The sequence below is a fragment of the Zunongwangia sp. SCSIO 43204 genome (genome assembly GCF_019904275.1).
Lineage (GTDB): Bacteria > Bacteroidota > Bacteroidia > Flavobacteriales > Flavobacteriaceae > Zunongwangia > Zunongwangia mangrovi.
In genome coordinates, this window is record NZ_CP063204.1 from 4,581,474 (window position 1) to 4,599,919 (window position 18,446).

The 18,446-nt window shown below is 37.7% G+C and carries 17 protein-coding genes; 4 read left to right on the forward strand and 13 right to left on the reverse strand.

Features of this window, described 5'->3' with window-relative positions:
* Window positions 1-312: 312 nt before the first annotated feature.
* The 7 genes from INR75_RS20265 to INR75_RS20295 all read right to left on the reverse strand — a co-directional run bounded on the left by INR75_RS20265 (window position 313) and on the right by INR75_RS20295 (window position 8,872).
* Window positions 313-792 (reverse strand): hypothetical protein, encoded by a 480-nt coding sequence (locus tag INR75_RS20265; RefSeq protein WP_092543578.1) that lies wholly within the window; start codon window positions 790-792, stop codon window positions 313-315.
* Window positions 789-1,331 carry an NADPH-dependent FMN reductase gene (locus INR75_RS20270; protein ID WP_223090257.1) on the reverse strand — a complete coding sequence of 181 codons (543 nt, stop codon included), beginning with the start codon at window positions 1,329-1,331 and terminating at the stop codon, window positions 789-791. The genes INR75_RS20265 and INR75_RS20270 overlap by 4 nt, the downstream gene beginning before the upstream one ends.
* Before the next feature lie 45 nt (window positions 1,332-1,376).
* The gene (locus INR75_RS20275) at window positions 1,377-2,318 is read right to left on the reverse strand and encodes an adenylate/guanylate cyclase domain-containing protein (protein ID WP_223090258.1); all 942 of its coding nucleotides are present in this window, start codon (window positions 2,316-2,318) and stop codon (window positions 1,377-1,379) included.
* A gap of 21 nt (window positions 2,319-2,339) precedes the next feature.
* Window positions 2,340-3,815 carry an efflux transporter outer membrane subunit gene (locus INR75_RS20280; protein WP_223090259.1) on the reverse strand — a complete coding sequence of 492 codons (1,476 nt, stop codon included), beginning with the start codon at window positions 3,813-3,815 and terminating at the stop codon, window positions 2,340-2,342.
* Window positions 3,805-6,936: an efflux RND transporter permease subunit gene (locus tag INR75_RS20285; protein ID WP_223090260.1), complete on the reverse strand. Its 3,132-nt coding sequence runs from the start codon at window positions 6,934-6,936 to the stop codon at window positions 3,805-3,807. The genes INR75_RS20280 and INR75_RS20285 overlap by 11 nt, the downstream gene beginning before the upstream one ends.
* An 83-nt stretch (window positions 6,937-7,019) precedes the next feature.
* Complete coding sequence (locus INR75_RS20290; protein WP_223090261.1) at window positions 7,020-8,111, reverse strand: efflux RND transporter periplasmic adaptor subunit; 1,092 nt, start codon at window positions 8,109-8,111, stop codon at window positions 7,020-7,022.
* A 149-nt stretch (window positions 8,112-8,260) separates the two neighbouring features.
* On the reverse strand, window positions 8,261-8,872 hold the full coding sequence (locus INR75_RS20295) for a superoxide dismutase (RefSeq protein ID WP_223090262.1): 612 nt from the start codon (window positions 8,870-8,872) through the stop codon (window positions 8,261-8,263).
* Window positions 8,873-8,959: 87 nt separating this feature from the next.
* Here INR75_RS20295 and INR75_RS20300 point away from each other — a divergent pair, with 87 nt between their 5' ends.
* Window positions 8,960-9,604, forward strand: a complete 645-nt coding sequence (locus INR75_RS20300) for a metalloregulator ArsR/SmtB family transcription factor (RefSeq protein ID WP_223090263.1) — start codon at window positions 8,960-8,962, stop codon at window positions 9,602-9,604.
* 25 nt (window positions 9,605-9,629) lie between these two features.
* On the opposite strand, the gene INR75_RS20305 is transcribed toward INR75_RS20300, so the two are convergent.
* The 5 genes from INR75_RS20305 to INR75_RS20325 form a co-directional block, all read right to left on the reverse strand.
* On the reverse strand, window positions 9,630-10,478 hold the full coding sequence (locus tag INR75_RS20305) for an exonuclease domain-containing protein (protein ID WP_223090264.1): 849 nt from the start codon (window positions 10,476-10,478) through the stop codon (window positions 9,630-9,632).
* Complete coding sequence (gene ligA, locus INR75_RS20310; RefSeq protein WP_223090265.1) at window positions 10,475-12,913, reverse strand: NAD-dependent DNA ligase LigA; 2,439 nt, start codon at window positions 12,911-12,913, stop codon at window positions 10,475-10,477. Before ligA ends, INR75_RS20305 begins: the two co-directional genes overlap by 4 nt.
* 350 nt (window positions 12,914-13,263) lie before the next feature.
* Window positions 13,264-13,893: a TIGR00730 family Rossman fold protein gene (locus INR75_RS20315; protein ID WP_223090266.1), complete on the reverse strand. Its 630-nt coding sequence runs from the start codon at window positions 13,891-13,893 to the stop codon at window positions 13,264-13,266.
* Entirely contained in the window at window positions 13,887-14,738 is an 852-nt protein-coding gene (prmC, locus tag INR75_RS20320; protein ID WP_223090267.1) for a peptide chain release factor N(5)-glutamine methyltransferase, read from the reverse strand. Before prmC ends, INR75_RS20315 begins: the two co-directional genes overlap by 7 nt.
* A gap of 160 nt (window positions 14,739-14,898) precedes the next feature.
* On the reverse strand, window positions 14,899-15,384 hold the full coding sequence (locus tag INR75_RS20325) for a GNAT family N-acetyltransferase (protein WP_223090268.1): 486 nt from the start codon (window positions 15,382-15,384) through the stop codon (window positions 14,899-14,901).
* Between the two features lie 29 nt (window positions 15,385-15,413).
* Here INR75_RS20325 and ribD point away from each other — a divergent pair, with 29 nt between their 5' ends.
* From ribD to INR75_RS20340, 3 genes are read left to right on the forward strand one after another with little or no spacing between them, the layout of a single operon-like run.
* On the forward strand, window positions 15,414-16,454 hold the full coding sequence (gene ribD, locus INR75_RS20330) for a bifunctional diaminohydroxyphosphoribosylaminopyrimidine deaminase/5-amino-6-(5-phosphoribosylamino)uracil reductase RibD (RefSeq protein WP_223090269.1): 1,041 nt from the start codon (window positions 15,414-15,416) through the stop codon (window positions 16,452-16,454).
* Window positions 16,447-17,058: an HAD family phosphatase gene (locus INR75_RS20335; protein WP_223090270.1), complete on the forward strand. Its 612-nt coding sequence runs from the start codon at window positions 16,447-16,449 to the stop codon at window positions 17,056-17,058. The genes ribD and INR75_RS20335 overlap by 8 nt, the downstream gene beginning before the upstream one ends.
* A 35-nt stretch (window positions 17,059-17,093) precedes the next feature.
* Window positions 17,094-17,708, forward strand: a complete 615-nt coding sequence (locus INR75_RS20340; RefSeq protein WP_223090271.1) for a YigZ family protein — start codon at window positions 17,094-17,096, stop codon at window positions 17,706-17,708.
* 228 nt (window positions 17,709-17,936) lie between these two features.
* Here INR75_RS20340 and INR75_RS20345 read toward each other — a convergent pair whose 3' ends face one another.
* On the reverse strand, window positions 17,937-18,329 hold the full coding sequence (locus INR75_RS20345; protein WP_223090272.1) for a thioesterase family protein: 393 nt from the start codon (window positions 18,327-18,329) through the stop codon (window positions 17,937-17,939).
* Window positions 18,330-18,446 lie beyond the last annotated feature (117 nt).

Below are 18,446 nucleotides of genomic sequence, written 5' to 3' on the forward strand. Positions count from 1 at the left end.
CTTGTCGAATAAAAAACTGACTATCACATATAATTTTTGGAGATCGCCGCAAACTCCTTAAAGAAATTTTCCTTTTGCTGCTTGTTCTCAAAACCAAGAATTTTTGAGATTCATCATTCTCATCTGCTTTTTGCAAAACTCCATGCATAAGTGACGCTAAAGAATCTCAATGTGATATTTCCATTTTTAAAGAATTTACGTAGATCGCATTCGATCTGGATAAAATCTTCTTTCTTGAAAATGGATTAAAAAATGTTTTTACTGAAACCAGTTTAAACTCATAACATCATGCTTTAACAAGTTTCCTTATTCCTAATTCGTTTCCACAAAAATCATCGACACCAAACTTAATCCCTGCTTTTTGGGAATAATATTCTCGAATTCAACAATAGCCAATTCTTCCGGATTTGATATTCTAATCGTTAATTTATCGCCCACTTTTCCGCTAAAAATTCCCACAGCCATTGCTGCCTGTTTTGATAACCAAAACTCATATTCTTCTGGATCTTTATACTTTTTCATCATCTTTTCAATATAAAAAAGCCTATCCCTTTCATCTAATCCCAAGGCCTCTTTAGAGTTTGTCAAAAAATCCTGTAAATCTTCAGTACTAAACTGATGCCAAAAATAAAAACCTACATAATGAGTTATATTTTGCTGAAATTTATGTTTCTGCGGAACATCTTCAGCAGGAAAAACCAAAATTGTATACGGTAACGTACCCAGCGAAGGATATAAGATGATCTCACTAATTACCGACTCTAAATAATTAGAAATTTCTTCATTTTTCATAATATGCTGATTTTTGGTTGAAGCAAAAGCTCACTTATGCGCTGAAATTTTTCTTCGTAAATTATCGAAAATCGATCTTCTTCATATAAATATTCTCTTGCAATGGGAACGCTATACGGCAATGCCCACGCACGCAAAGTGGCCACAATATTTCTTAAACTATCGATCCCGGTTGAAGCATTTGCGCCATAACCCCAGCAAATGAGCGCAATAATTTTGTGCGTTAAATATGGATTTTCATCTTTTGAACTTAAAATTAACCAGTCCAGGCAATTTTTCATCGCGCCAACCATTCCGCCGTGGTATAACGGACTAAGCCAAATGTGCCGGTCGTATTCTTTAAAAACTTGCAACATTTTTGTCACCGAATCTGGAACTTCTGAAAAATCTTCCTCAAAAAAGGGAATATCATATTCAGATAAATTAAAAATTACAGGCGTTGCTCCCAGCTGTAGCAAATATTCCTTTAAATAATTCGCAATTTCCTGCGACGTATCATTAGGTTTATTTAGTGTGCCGTTAAATATTAAAACTTTCATTTTATAGCATTCGTTTTAACTGGTTCATTTTTCTGAATCAACTTTTCATTTCTCCTTTTTATACTGAAAATGTTCTCCTATTTTATACAATCTGAAGGCTTCTTTTACACCTTTCATCTTCTCGCTAGAAACTTCTGCTTCTGGAGGAGTATCCAATAGTTCATAAACCGCTTCAGAAATCACAAAACTATTGTCTAGTTTTTTGGTTAATTCCTGAATTCTCGCTGCAACATTCACCGCATATCCCATCACGATTTGATGCGGTCTATTTTCCAACAACAAATCACCGGTGGCAACTTTTCCCAGGTGTGCACCAATTCCCACTTCGATCTCTTCATTAAAATAGCGCTGAAAATATTCAGTATTTAAGCGCTTTAATTCCTTCAGGATCGCAAAACCACAGTTTACGGTATCGAGAACACTGGCTTTAGTTGTCTTTTCAAATCCAAAAGCAACATACAGTCCGTCACCATTGGTTTCAATAATTCTACCTTCAAATTGCTGAATGATCTTTTCGAAATTAAAGAACAGTTTCCGTATGATATGTATCACATCAAAAGCCAAATGCTGCTCGGCAAAAGGTGTAAAATTCCGAACATCTAAAAACAGCAAACACAAGCGTAATTCTCTACCAATATTCTCGTTTTTATTCAGCTTATTTCTAAGGTATAACGGGTAATCACTCTCATCGTTCATAATCCGTTTTATTTTTACTGAACCCGATTTTACATGCGTCTGGCAAGCCAATCGAACATTTTTAGGAAGCTCAAAGTAGGTTCGCAGTTTTGCTTCCGCAGCATTTATTTCTGAAAGATTTTCTTCGCCCTTCACAATTAAGATCCTGCAGGTAGAACATCTGGCTTTGCCCCCGCATTCGCAGCAAAATGGAATGTCTTTTTTTAATGACGCCTCTAAGATTGATTCTTTAGAATTGATCAAAAATGAGGCATCATTAACAAGGTTAATATGGTGATAAGATTTTACCATCCCACATCAAGTTTATATTGGTTAATTTTTAACCTGATTTTTATTTTCTTCGGAAATAATCTCGGCATTCTCGCTATTCCAACCGCCGCCCAGAGCTTTGTAAAGATCGATTAGCGCCAGTTTTTTCGCCAGAACATCATTGATGTTATTGATCTCAGCACGCAGTAAACTTTGTTCGGCCGTAAGCACATCGGTATAATTGGTTTGCGAATTATACTGAAGTAACTTCTTCGTATAATCAACTGACTTGTTCAGCGCTTCCAATTGCAAAGCCCGTTTACTAATCTTAGAGTTGGCCGTTTTAAAAGCAAACACAGCATCTGAAACTTCTTTCCCGGCATTCAGCAAAGCTTCCTGAAAATTATTAAAGGCGATTTGTTGCTCGGCTTTGGCCGTTGCTAAATTCGCTTTATTGATACCTTTATTGAAAATTGGCTGCATTAAACCGGCAGCGATATTCCCAAAAAGTCCTATGTTATTAGTAAAAAGATCGTCCCACTCAAAACTCGAAAACCCGGCACTTCCTGAAAGACCAAATGAAGGATAAAATTGTGTTCTTGCAACATTGGTTAATTCGAACGCGCGACGATACTCCAGTTCGGCCTGTATCACATCTGGGCGATTGGCCATTAGATCTGCAGGATTTCCTATCGAAAGTTCAGGCATATTCATTTCAGCAAGATCATCAAAACCACTACGCTGAATTTCACCTGGCTTTCTCGCCAACAAAATCGACAACGCATTTTCAATTTCTCTAATTTGCTGTTTCACATCAGGAATTAAAAGTTCAGCTTCATATTGATTGGCTTCACTTTGCACAACGGCAGCGCCATTTACCATATTCGAGCTTTTAAGCTTCTTCATCGTTGCTACGTAAAACTTTCGATTTTCCGCAGTTTCTTCTAAAGTTTCCAATTGCTTATCAAGCGCTATTAATTGATAATAATTTATCGCAATATTGGCTACGATTTGTGATTCAATCGCTTGTTTAGACGCCTGAGTTTGCAAAAGTGCAGCTAAACTGGCACGTTTAGCGCTACTCAATTTTCCCCAAACATCCGCTTCCCAGGAAGTCGAAATCCCAAGGTCGTATTGCGTTACATCTTTAATAAAACCGAATCCCTGTGTGTAAGATAAGCGAGATTTAGCCACAGATGCACTTCCTTCCAGACTCGGTAAAAATGCTTTTTTACTCTGCTTCAGCAACGCATTAGCACTGTTTACACGCTGTATCGCATTCTTAAGACTATAATTTTCAGTTAAACCTTCTTCGATATAGTTCAGCAAATAAGGGTCTGAAAAAAATTTATCCCATTGCATCAAAGGCGTTTCCGGCACTTCAACTTCAGCAACTTTATCTTTTCTGAAAAGCGCTTCGGTATCTGCTTCCGGTTTTTCATAATCTTTGGTCACTCCGCAGGAAACCAAAAGAAAACTAAGACTGAAGGCGTATATATAAATGGTATTAGATCTCATAACATTAAATTTATTCTTCATTAGTTGCAGGTTTACCACTTACTTTTTCCTGTAAAGACTGGAAGAGCATAAAAAGCGCCGGGATCACAAAAATTCCGAATAAAGTCCCTGTAAGCATTCCGCCAACTGCGGCGGTACCGATAGATCGGTTACTCACTGCCCCTGCTCCAGAGGCCAACATCAACGGCACTAATCCGAAAATAAAAGCGAATGAAGTCATTAAAATAGGTCGTAAACGAGCGCGTGCTCCCTCAACTGCCGAGGTAAATAAGCTTTCACCATTTTTACGGTGCATAAGGGCAAATTCGACGATTAGGATCGAGTTTTTTGCAAGCAGACCAATAAGCATTATCAAACTGATCTGAAGGAAAATATTGTTATCGATCCCGAATAATTTCGCAAATAGAAAGGCTCCTGAAAGTCCGAAAGGTAGCGGCAACAATACCGAAAATGGTAAAATATAGCTCTCGTATTGCGCGGCCAGTAAAAAGTACACAAATACAAGACAAAGTATGAAAATGTAAACCGTCTGGCTACCACTGCTTGCCTCTTCCCTACTTAAACCGGCAAATTCGTATCCAAATTGTTTTGGCAGATTCTCATCGGCAACTTCTTGAATCGCTTTTACCGCATCACCCGAACTGTAACCCGGCGCCGGAACACCCGTTACATTTGCTGAAGTATACAGGTTAAATCGTCTAATAAATTCAGATCCATATACCTTTTTAAGCATTACAAACTGCGTAATGGGTACCATTTCTCCCTGAACGGTTTTTACCATCACCGCGTGAAGATCTTCTGGTTTTGCACTAAACACAGGATCAGATTGAACCATAACACGATATTGCTTATTAAATCGGTTAAAATCTGAAGCGTAGATTCCGCCATAATAACCTTGCATCACAGCTAAAACCTGATCTGGTGTTATTCCTGCCATTTCGCATTTAGCGATATCCACTTCCAGCTCAAACTGCGGGAAATTGTTATTAAACGAAGTGGTCGCGTATAAGATCTCGGGACGTTGGTTTATGGCTCCCAGATAATTTTGAACCACACCGCTAAACTGATCCATATCGTTTGCTGTTCTATCCTGAAGATTGAACTCAAAACCGTTGGTATTCCCAAATCCCTGTAGCGTAGGCGCTGCAAAGAAAATGATATTCGCTCCTTTTATTCCTGAAGTTTTATAGAATAAATTGTTTACCACACTTTCGATATCCTGGCCTTCACCAGCACGTTCTTCCCAATCTTTTAAACGAATGAAGAATGCACCGTAAGAGCCACCGGCACCACTAATTAAATCCTGCCCCGCCATTCTGGTTGAAGATTCAACTTCAGGAACCGTTCTAATAATACTATCGATTTGATCGGTTAAAGCTTCGGTTCTTTCTAAAGATGCTGAAGGTGGTAAGATCACATTTCCGAAGATGGCTCTACTATCTTCCGCAGGAACAAATCCTGTAGGTGTATTTTTGATCAGGAACCACGAAAGCACAGAAAATGCCGCGATACTTCCCAAAGCCAGCCATTTTCTTTTCAGTAAAAACTGAACTCCTTTTACATATTTTGCGGTGATCGCATTAAAGGCTATATTAAATCCGGCATAAAATCGTTGAATTCCGGTTTTCTTTTTTTGATGATCCTCAGAATGTGGTTTTAAGAAAATCGCACACAAAGCGGGACTCAGCGTTAACGCATTTACTGCGGAAATCACAATAGCGATCGCCAGTGTAAGACCAAATTGTTTATAAAAAACTCCAGCTGAACCACCAATAAAAGATACCGGAACAAACACAGCAGCCATCACAAGTGTGATCGATACGATCGCGCTGCTAATTTCGCTCATTGCACTCAGCGTTGCTTTTCTAGCCGATTTTGCACCTTCATCTAACTTGGCATGAACCGCTTCGACGACTACAATCGCATCATCTACAACAATACCAATTGCAAGCACAAGTGCGAAAAGCGTCAATAAGTTGATCGTAAATCCAAAAACTTTTAGGAAGAAAAAGGTTCCTACAATTGCCACCGGAACCGAGATCGCCGGAATTAACGTAGATCTAAAATCCTGTAAAAAGATAAACACCACGATAAATACCAGAATAAAGGCTTCGATAAGTGTGTGCTCTACTTTTTCTATAGAAGCATTTAAAAACTCGTTGGCATTCAAAAACGGTGAATATTCAATTCCTGAAGGAAAATCTTTAGAACTTTCTTCAATAATGCGCTGGCATTCGTTGATCAATTCATACGCATTAGAACCTGCCGTTTGGCTCACCGCGATCGAAGTACTTGGATAACCCTGAGTTGTGGTGCTACTTCCATAACTTAATGCGCCCAATTCTACTTTTGCGATATCGTCTAATCGCAAAATATGCCCATCTTTATCGGCTCTTATAATGATATTCCCAAACTCTGAAGCGGTTTGTAATCGTCCTTTATATTTAATGGTGTATTGAAAAGCCTGGTCTCCATTAACTCCAAATTTACCCGGAGCAGCTTCAATGTTTTGCTGACGTAATTTTGCAATTACATCATTAGGTACTAAACCATAAGAAGCCATCGCATCTGGCTTCAGCCAAATTCGCATCGAGTAATCACGAGCCCCGTAGATAAAAGCATCGCCAATTCCGTTTACACGTTTTAATTTTGGAAGGATATTCAGGTTTACATAATTCTGCAAAAAGTTTTGATCGTAAGTATCTTTAGTACTGTGCAAACTAAAAATATACACCAAGCTGGTTTGCTTTTTACTAGTAGAAACTCCCGCCCTAATCACCTCTTCTGGCAATAAACTATTGGCTTTATTCACCCGGTTCTGAACGTTCATAGCAGCCAGGTCTGGATCTGTACCCAAATCGAAATAGATCGTGATCGTTGCACTACCATCGTTACCCGCGGTAGAGGTCATATATTGCATATTTTCTACCCCATTAATTTGTTCTTCTAACGGGATCAAAACACTATTTCTAACCACGTCTGCATTCGCTCCCTGATAAGAAGCAGTCACTTCTACCGTAGGCGGTGCAATGTCTGGATATTGCGAGATGGGAAGGGTAAACAATCCCAGCAATCCCAGGATCACGATGATGACCGATATCACCGTAGAAAGCACTGGTTTACTTATAAATTTTTGTAACATATTTTTTAATTTAAGACAATAAGCATCCAAGATCGACTACATAAAAACATAGCAATCAAACACTTAATCGTATTTCAAATAATTTACTGGGTAATGATATTCGGTTTAATTTGAAGGCTGTCGCGAAGTGTTCCGGCGCCTTCAAAAACGATGATATCTCCTTCTGAAAGTCCTTCGGTTACCACAAATTTGTTGTCTACAGTGGTTGGCATCGTTTTGATTTCTGAAGTAAAAACGCGATCGTCTTTTACTTTATAGACCATTCGTTTATCCTGAAGTTCAAAAGTTGATTTCTGCGGAACCATTATTGCTGAAGAAAATGACTGCGGAATAAGGATTTTTCCACTACCACCACTACGTATTCTCTGATTGGCATTTGGGAAAACAGCGGTAAGTCGTGCCGATCCTGTTTGCTGATTTAATAATCCACCAATCGCTGTAATTTCACCTTCGCTTTCTAAGATACTACCGTCTGAAAGCTGAAGCTTCACTTTAGGGAAAGATTTCAGTTTATCATCAACAGAGTTTCCTTCGTGATCAGCGTAAAATTCTAAGTACTCTTTTTCATCCATAGAAAAATAGACTTTTACATTATCGATATCAGAAACTACAGTTAACGGCGCTACAACTTGCGGACTCACCAAACTTCCTGTACGATACGGAATTGCACCAACAACTCCATCAACCGGACTTTTAATAAAGGTATATCCCTGATTGGCCTGCGCCTGAGCTAAAGAAGCTCTTTGTGCTTCCAGATCTAGTTTAGCGGCATCCAGTTCGTATTGATTTATAATACCTTCTTCAACTAGCGGAGTAGCTTTTTGTACTTTTAATTCGGCATTCTTCACTGCAGATTGTGCGGCTTTTACCACTTCATTATACTGCGGAGCATCTATTTTAAAAAGAAGATCTCCCTTTTTTACTCGGCTTCCTTCTTCAACATAGATCTTCTGCAAATATCCATCGATTCTGGGACGAATTTCAATATCTTCTTCCCCCTGAATAACCGCAGGATATTTTCGCTGAAGTGAAGTTGGCGCTTCTGTAATTTTTAAAACCGGATATTGCGGAGCAGCCTGCGCCATGTTCTGGCTGCTTTCATTTTTACATGAAGACAATAAACCTCCAAAAAGGATTATCACCATAATCCTTATCCCCTTGTGATAATTTTGCATGTCTGTAAGGTATTTTGATTCGAAAAACACATAGGAGTGGCTGTCAAAAAACCGAGATGTTTTTTGATTAAAATGTTTTTCGGAAGTTAAAAAGAGCTAAACCCGGCAATAAAACTCACCGGATCTAGCAGTTGGAATGGTAAGAAAAATTATTTTTTAGCCGCCTGGTAGCGCTTCTCTACTTCGTCCCAGTTTACAAGATTCCAGAACGCACCAATATACTCAGGTCGCTTATTTTGATAGTTTAAATAGTAAGCATGTTCCCAAACGTCTAATCCTAAAATTGGAGTTCCTTTATCATCAGCAACATCCATTAGCGGATTGTCCTGATTAGGAGTAGAAGTCACTTTTACTTTATTGTCTTCACCTACGATTAACCATGCCCATCCAGAACCAAAACGTGTAGCTGCAGCATTATCAAAAGCTTCTTTAAAAGCTTCAAAAGAACCGTAAGCATCGGTAATTGCTTTTGCTACTTCTCCAGTTGGCTGGCCACCACCATTCGGACTCAAAATTGTCCAAAACAAATTGTGATTAAAATAACCACCGCCATTGTTTCTAATTCCTTTAGATTGTTCAGAAATATTAGCAAAAAGACTTTCTAGATCTTTATCAGCTAATCCTGCATCTTCTAAAGCTGCATTTAATTTAGTAGTATAACCATTGTGGTGTTTTGTATGGTGAATTTCCATAGTTGTTGCATCAATGTAAGGCTCTAAAGCATCATACGCGTATGGTAATTTTGGCAATTCGTAACTCATATCTTTGTAGTTTTAAAAATTAAACTTTTTATTACACTACAAATGTAGTACTTTTGACTAATAAACCAAATAATTACTTTGTTTATTATGGAAAATAATATTTTAGATAACGAAAGGGCGGTTTCGATACTTAAAAATAAAGGAGAACAGACGATTAAAGAATTGGCGCAGGAACTTAAAGTCACTACGGAAGGTGCTCGTTTTCAGCTTCTAAAATTGTCTAATGAAGGGTTTGTAAAATCTGAAAGTAGATCTAAAGGGCGCGGTAGACCTAAACAAGTTTGGTCACTTACTGCAAAAGGGCATGCACGTTTTCCTGACACGCATTCTGGTCTTACCGTAAAATTGATTGAAAAAATTAAACAGAACCTTGGCGAAGAAGCGCTTAACCAGATCATTTTTGCCGCTGGGGAAGATAATATTGTTCGCTACAAAGAAAATATTGACAGCACAGATAGCCTGGAAAATAAATTGGAGCAATTGGCTGAAATTCGTACCAAGGAAGGCTATATGGCAAGGTTTGAAAAAGAGGAGGATGGTAGTTTTATGCTTATCGAAAATCACTGCCCAATTTGTGAAGCTGCAAAAACCTGCCAGGGATTCTGCAAGTCTGAACTAAACACTTTCAAGAAAGTTCTTGGTGAAAATATTCAGATTAAAAGAGTAAATCACATTTTGGCAGGTGCACGCCGTTGTGCTTATAAAATTGAAGAAGAACCAGCAAAAGTTTAAAAACTAAGGCTTAAAACATCGAATATCAAAGAACCCGAAGTATCTTAAAAAAATCATTTTCTGAAAGTATCTTGGTTCCGGTAGATCTTGCTTTACCGAGTTTTGCCTGGCCCGGTTCTGTGCCGCAAACCAGATAATTGGTTAATCCTGAAACAGATCCCGTCACCCGACCACCATTCTGGGTTATGATCTTTTGCATTTCAGTTCTCGAGAAATTCTGAAAATTCCCAGAAATCACAAATCGAAAACCACCAAATAGCTGACTAAAACTTGCCAAAGCTTTACGCCGAATTTGCACGTTTTGGCCTTGCTTTTCTGCAATCCAATCTAAATAACTGGACGGAAATTCTACGCCATGCTCTTCCTGCAGTTGTAGTTCTTGCTCTACCCGATTAAGTTTTAAAAATAATTCGCCACAAACAAAGGCATCTTCTAAAGCATTGTGATGGTGAAACTGCGGAACTTCAAAAAAGTTAGCTAAGGAACTGAGTTTGTAGCTTGGTAATCTTACCAGTTTTCTGGCGCGTTGCAGCGTGCAAAAACTATTAAACTGTGGCAATTCTATTCCGTAGCGCTGCAAAGAATAAAGTAGAACAGAATTATCGAATTTCGCATTATGCGCCACTAAAGTTTTTCCTTCAATAAAAGAACTCATTTCTTCCCATAGTTCAGCAAAATTCTTTTCCTGCTGAACATCTTCATACCTAATTCCATGAATTTGAACCGCAAATGGATTAAAATAGGCAACCTCGGGATTTATTAATTCGTAAAATTCGCGATATTTTTTACCGTTTTTATATTCCACCATTCCAAGTGAACAGGGATTTTTTCCACTAGCGGTTTCAAAATCAAAAGCTACAAAATCTTCAATCATTCGATCATTTTAAAAAATTCTTCTTCACTTATCATTTTGATGCCTTCTTTTTCAGCTTTCACCTTTTTACTCGGCCCCATTTTTTCACCAACGATAAGATAAGAAGTACTTTTAGACAACGAACCTAAATTCTTTCCGCCGTTTTCTTCAATATGTTTTTTCAGCTCATTTCTGGAAATAGAAAAGGTGCCGGAAACCACAAAACTCAGTCCTTCTAACTTGTTCGAAGCGGTTTCTTTTTCTTCCATTTCAAACTGCAAACCTTTTTCACGTAAACGGTTTACAATATTCAGGTTTTCTTCATCAGTAAAAAACTCGGTAATACTTGCCGCCACACGCTCGCCAACATCACGAAGCTCGATAAGTTCTTCTACGCTCGCTTCCATCAGTTTGTCGATATTCCCAAAATGTTCTGCTATTTTTCGCGCACTTACTTCACCAACATCTCGAATTCCCAAAGCAAACAAGACTTTATCGAAAGTCCGCTTTTTAGATTCCTCCACGGAATTTAATATATTTTCTGTGGTTTTCTTCTGAATACTAATTCGGCTTCGATCTGAAATTTTAGTGATAAAATCGTCGAATTTTGGGTAATGCTGAAAGCTTTCATTCCGAAGTAACTCATCGATATAATCGGCATTTTTAAGTGCTTCTTTCGCCGGCTGGTTTTCCTGATGATCTGGAAATTTAAGATCGATCAATAAATTCACCGAAACACAATCTTCCATAGAAGTATATGCTGAAACATCAACGCGCTGCATGGCGAAATTCAATTCATTCAGAAAGCGCTTAAATTTCTTTTCGTCAATAGCTTCAATTTCAGCAATATTCAAACTAAACAATTCCTCTAATTGTACAATTTCGGCTCCTATTTTTTCTGAATCTGCTCGCGTGATACTTCCCCAACCCTGGCTCAAAGCATAAATCGCCTGACCAAGTTTTACCTGAAGCTCGCCTTCTTTTTTGATTCCGGCTTCCTCGTTATCCAACCAACGTTCCTGCCCAATGATATCGTCGTAAGTGAGGTAATAGAAATCGGAGTAATTATTAATTATCCCGTTATAATAAAGAATTTCGATCGTTCCTTTTCCCAATCCGTCGATATCCATAGCTTTTCTGGAAACAAAATGCTCCATTCGGCCAATAATTTGCGGTGGGCAGCCCACGTAATTTGGGCAAAAATGCTGTGCTTCGCCTTCATTTCGTTTTAATTCGGTTCCGCACTCCGGGCAATGCGTTGCATAAACAGTTGGCTGTGATTCTGGATTACGCTGTTTAAAATCTACACCAACGATCTTTGGGATAATTTCTCCACCTTTTTCAACAAAAACCTTGTCTCTTTCACGAATATCAAGCTTTTCAATTTGATCGGCATTATGCAAAGAGGCACGCTTCACAATAGTTCCCGCCAATTGCACGGGTTCTAAATTCGCCACCGGAGTGATCGCTCCCGTTCTACCAACCTGGTAAGTAATCTTATTTAGTTTAGTAGTTTCCTGCTCGGCTTTAAATTTATAAGCCATCGCCCAACGTGGCGATTTTGCCGTATAACCTAATTCTTCCTGCTGGCTAAAATCGTTCACCTTTACCACCACGCCATCTGTCTCGTAAGGCAGATCGTGGCGATGAATATCCCAATAATTGATATATTCTAAAACCTCGTCGATATTATTTTTCAATTCACTTTCTGCCGGAACTTTAAAGCCCCAATCACGAGCTTTTTCTAAACTTTCATACTGAGACGAAATTGGAAGATTTTCGCCTGCTATATTATATAATAAGCAATCTAAAGGACGCTTAGAAACCTCAGCGCTATCTTGTAATTTCAAACTTCCAGAAGCCGTATTACGAGGATTCGCATAAGGTTCTTCTCCATTTTCAACACGCTCGGCATTCAGTTTTGCGAAACCTTCAAAAGGCAATACGATCTCTCCACGAATATGAAATTTCTCGGGATAGTCACCTCGCAACTTTAAAGGCACAGATCGAATGGTTTTTACATTATTTGTTACATCATCGCCCTGAAAACCATCACCACGAGTTACCGCCTGCACTAATTCACCGTTCTCATACGTAAGGCTCATCGAAGCACCATCGTATTTTAACTCACAAGTATATTTTATATCTCCATCCACCAACTTTCGAATACGCGTTTCCCAATCTTGCAATTCTTCTTTAGAATACGAGTTAGAAAGCGAATACATACGGTATTCGTGCACAATCGTTGCAAAGTTCTTAGTTACCGCACCACCTACACGCTGCGTTGGCGAGTTTGGATCGTTAAATTCGGGATGCTTTTCTTCTAATTCCTGAAGCTCTTTCAGCTTCATATCAAAATCATAATCACTAATTTCAGGATTATCCAAAACGTAATACTGGTAATTATGATGCTGCAATTCTTCCCGAAGCGCGGTAATTTTCTTCTCGATTTCCATGTGCTTTTATAAATAGAGAATCATTAAAAAATGATCGTATTCTTTCTTCTGATAAGTTTAGATTCCAAACCTAATAAAATATTGGTTTATTCTGGATTGGACAATTGGTAATTTTGGTGAAAGAAACTTAAATGAATTTTATCCTTTCTTTTTCCATTGATGAAAAAGAAACAAAAAATCTAGACTTATTTTTCTAATCTTGAAAAGCTACTGAAAAACCTCTCAATGCGTTCTGCAACCGCTTCGCTAGGCAGAACTCCGCTGCCAGCCGCTTTATTTTTCAGTGCTTTTACTACGACTAGAAAAAGTAGGCCAAATTAGTCCCTAATCGTTCTATACTTTTAATTATGCTACGTCTGATTCTTAGTAATCCACTTTGGTGTGGGGAGTGGTTTAAAAAACTTCATTTTTTCGTACAATTCTTCGATAGTTTCAGCAATGATCAGCAAATCGAAATTCTCCTTTTTCAACAGGCCTTTATCTACCATTTTGCGAAGCATACTAATCAAATCATCGTAAAAACCATTAATATTCAGCAGCCCAATGGGTTTTTGATGCAAGCCCAACTGCGCCCAGGTAATAATTTCAAAAAGCTCTTCAAAAGTTCCAAAACCTCCCGGAAGGGTGATAAAGCCATCACTTAATCGATGCATCGTAAGTTTACGCTCGTGCATATCCTGCGTCGTGATCAATTCATCCAAATTGGTATGCACCACTTCTTTGATTTTTAGGAATTCTGGGATTACGCCGGTCACTTTACCTCCGTTTTCCTGAACTCCGGCTGCCACATGGCCCATAAGTCCGCGTTTACTACCACCGTAGATCAAACGAATATCGTTTTTGGCCAAAAACGAGCCCAATTTTTTAGAGGTTTCTATAATTTCTGAATCGATCCCATCGCTGCTGGCACAAAAAACAGCAATACTTTTTAGAGAATTCTGTAGGTTATTTTCTTCCAAAATAGCAGATTTTTTTAGCATTTTTGGGCTTTTAGCATTCTAAAATTTTCAAACATATCCTTTCGAAGCTTAGCATCAAAACCATGATCTTGGACCATAGCTTTTGTTTCTTCGCCCAGATATTGGTTAATTTCAAAAAACAACAAACCATTTTTGGCAAGCCCTTCTTGTGCTAATTTCGTGATTTTCTTATAGAAAAGTAAAGGATTTTCGTCTTTTACATAAAGTGCAGTTTCCGGCTCATACTGTAACACATTTTGCTGCATTTCGGCTTTTTCTAATTCCCGAACATAAGGCGGATTTGAAACGATAATGTCAAATTGCTGCGGAAGTTTTTCTGCGGAAAGAATATCCTGTTGTATAAAATCGACTGAAACTTCATTTTGTTCCGCATTAAGGTTGGCGATTTTTAAGGCTTCTTCTGAAATATCTATTGCTGAAATTTGAGCTTTTGGCAAGTGTTTTTTTAAGCTGATTGGAATACAACCACTCCCCGTCCCAATATCCAAAATCTTTAGATCTAATTTTTGCTGAAGCGAAACCTCATCTAAGATCCATTGTACCAATTCTTCGGTTTCTGGCCGCGGAATTAAAACTCCGGGTGCGACTTTAAAATTCAGACTAAAAAATTCAGTTTCCCCGATGATGTATTGGATAGGTTCAAAAGAAGTGAGTTTTTCTAAAGCTTGATCAAATTCGCCAATTTCAGCTTTATTTAATTCTTTGTTAGGCTCTAGAGCCATCTGCAACCTATTCATTTTTAAAAAATTTGCTGCTAACAAATTAAAAAAGGACAGAATTTCTTCTTTTGGATAGTTGTCACCAAGATCTTCTAAGAATTTACTTTTAAGTTGAGTGATGGTCATTGTTTTAGTTTACTGTTTTTTAGCTTTTAGCTATCAGCTTTCAGCTATCATAAAGAACGAATATATATGACTTTCTCCTATTTCTTTTTTTCAATCTCATTTCTCATTCAAAATTCAACATTTAAAATTCAAAATAAAAAGTCTAATATCTAAATTCTAACTACAGTTCTTTTATCATCCAAACCGTACAATTATAATGTCCAGTATTACCAAGCGGTTTTTCTAATTCCTCAAAACCGGTTTTCTTATATAATTTACAAGCATCTTTCATGTAGGGCAAAGTCTCGATATAACATTTTTTGTAATCCTGACTTTTGGCAAATTTTAAGCAGGTATCCATCATTTGGGCGCCAAGACCTTTTCCGCGAGCTTCAGGTAAAAAATACATCTTTTGTAATTCGCAAATTTCGGTTTCGAATCCGGGTAAAGGCCCAATCCCGCAACAACCAATGATTTTACTATCTTCTTCAATCACAAAATATGCTTTACGTTCCGCATCATATTCGGCAGTCATATCATCCAAAGCTTTATCCTCGTAAGCGGTTCCTACTTTTGGAACACCTAATTCTACCAAAACTTCCTGGATAACTTTTTTAACCTGCTGATTGTCTTGCTGCTGAATTTCCCTAATTTTAAGCGTGCTCATTCTTACTAATTAATCCTATTTTTGTGGCTGTGAATATACACGAAAAATATATAAAACGCTGTTTGCAACTGGCCGAAAACGGGCTGGGAAGTACCTATCCAAATCCCATGGTAGGTAGCGTTATTGTTTACGAAAACAAGATTATTGGCGAAGGCTGGCATCAAAAAGCAGGCGAAGCACATGCCGAGGTAAATGCCGTAAATTCGGTTAAAAATCCCGAGCTTTTAAAGAAATCGACCATTTATGTAAGTTTAGAACCTTGCAGCCATTTTGGAAAAACGCCGCCTTGCAGTGACCTTATCATCGCTAAAGGCATTAAAAAAGTGGTGGTTGCTACGGTAGATCCTTTTGCTGAAGTTGCCGGTCGAGGCATTAAAAAATTAATGGAAGCCGGTTGCGACGTGATGCTTGGCGTTCTAGAAAAAGAAGCGCAGGAGCTAAACAAGCGATTTTTCACTTTTCACAATAAAAAGCGTCCTTATATTATATTGAAATGGGCGCAAACTGAGGATGGTTTTATCGCTCCGCTTAAACGTGAAGATCGTGCGCCCGTTTGGATAAGTAATCGCTACTCGAAACAATTAGTGCATAAATGGCGAGCTGAAGAACAATCTATTTTAGTAGGTACAAAAACCGCGATCGACGATAATCCAAAACTGAACACCAGATTACACGCAGGAAACAATCCCGTGCGAGTGGTGATCGACCGCTCTGGCAAAATCCCGGCAGATTCTGCTATTTTCGATGGAAGCATAAAAACGATTGTTATTGCTGAAAGTATTCCAAAAAAAGAGGCTAAAAACATCGAATATCGGCAAGCTGATTTTACTGAAAATTTACCTGAACAAATTGGAAAAATCTTATTTCAGGAAAATTTACAATCGGTCATTATTGAAGGTGGCTTGCAAACGCTTCAAAGTTTTATCGATGCTGGATTATGGGATGAAGCCCGAGTTTTTACCGGAAATGTTCAGCTAAAAGAGGGAATTTCAGCTCCGAAATTTCAGGGAAAATTAATTTCCGAAGAAAAAATAGAAGACAATTTATTAAAGACCTATTTAAATGATTAAAACCATAATTTTCGATTTTGGCGATATTTTTATCAATCTTGATAAATCGGCTACACCGGCGCAATTAGAGAAATTCGGCATTAAAAATTTACCAGAATCGATCGTTGCTATCAATCAGGAATATGAAAAAGGTCTAATATCTTCTGAAGAATTCTTCGAAAGCTATAAAAAGGAGTTCAACGTGGTCAAAAAAGAGCAATTTCTTGATGCCTGGAATGCTATTTTGGTAGATTTTCCTGAATATCGATTAGAATTTATAAAAAAACTGGCTGCAGAGAAAGATTATCAGCTTTTACTATTAAGTAACACCAATGAAATTCATATTGATTGGGTAAAAGAAAATGTGTCGTTTTTTAACGAATTTCAGCAATGTTTTGATACGTTTTATTTGTCTTACGAGATCAATTTTAGAAAACCAGACGCCAATATCTACGAATATGTACTAAACCAGCATAATTTAAAGCCCGAAGAGTGTCTTTTTATAGACGATACCAAGGAAAATACCGATGCTGCGGCAGCTTTAGGAATCAATGTTTGGAATTTGGAACCTACGCGAGAAGATGTGATCAATCTATTTACTACCAAGAAAGAATTATTCTCTTAAAGCTGATTTTCGTTAAAATTCCTTAGTTTGCCAAAATGAAGGACACCTACAAAACTATCACCAAGCCGTCTGAAGAAGTTTTATTTAAAGACCGAAATTCGAAGTTTTTTGGCTATGCTTTTCCTATTAAAAATGAAGAAGAAGCCAATCTTTACCTGGAAGAATTAAGATCGAAACATCATAAAGCAAGGCACTGGTGTTATGCCTGGCAAACGGGAAAGGAAGAACAGGATATTTATTATCGTGCTAACGACGATGGCGAACCATCAAATTCGGCTGGGATGCCAATTTATGGACAAATCCAGTCGTTTGAAGTCACCAATATTTTAATTGTGGTTGTTAGATATTTTGGAGGTGTAAAATTAGGTGTAGGCGGACTAATAAACGCTTATAAAACTGCAGCGCAAATGGCGCTGGAAAATTCGAATATCGTTAAGCGTACGATCGATGAAGTTTTTGAAGTTCATTTTGATTATCCTGAAATGAATATCGTAATGCGACTCATCAAAGAAAACAATCTAAATATTATCGAACAAAAGCTCGAGTTAGATTGCAAGATCTATTTATCGGTAAGGAAAAAAGAAGCTGAGGCGATTTTCGATAAATTCGACACTACTTATAAGGTGGAAATAAAAAGAGTGGAGAGTTAATAAATTCAGTCGCAATAAGCAATCTAAGCTATTCTTTTTGTCTGCAATCCAAATTCGGAATAAAAAAGTTTCTTCTCTATTTCCTTCATTGTAATCTCAAACTCTAAAAGATCTCTCCACAAGGTCGAGATGACTTCTAAAAATTTTCATTCAAAATCCAACATTTAAAATTCAAAATAAAAAGTCTAGAGTCGAAAATTGAAAGCAAATCGGTTTAAGTTCTAGCTTCTAGAGTTTTTCCAAAACATATTCAGGACATCGAATTGGGCGTCTTGTTTCGGCATCCATAAAAACCAAAGTGGTGTTGGCCGTTGTTAACAATTCTTCATCCTGATTATATATTTTATAATCGAATATGATTTTAACATCTGGAGTCTGCCGCAAACTGGTAATTATCTTCAATTCATCGTCAAAAAATGCTGATTTCTTAAACTTAAAATTCATTTCATAAACTGGTAGCATAATCCCATTTTTTTCCATACTTTTATACGAGATACCAATTTTTTCAAGCCACTCAATTCGGGCAATTTCAAGATACTGAGCATAATTGCCGTGATGCACAACACCCATTTGGTCTGTTTCTGCATATCGTACTTTAAGTATTGATACATGGTCTCTCATTGACGAATTTTAAGGCTTGGAAATAAAATAAATTTTGAGTTTCGATTCATTATAAGTATGAGTAAAATATTCCAAAAATTCAATACCTAAACGGTTTTTTTTTTACATATTTTGTTC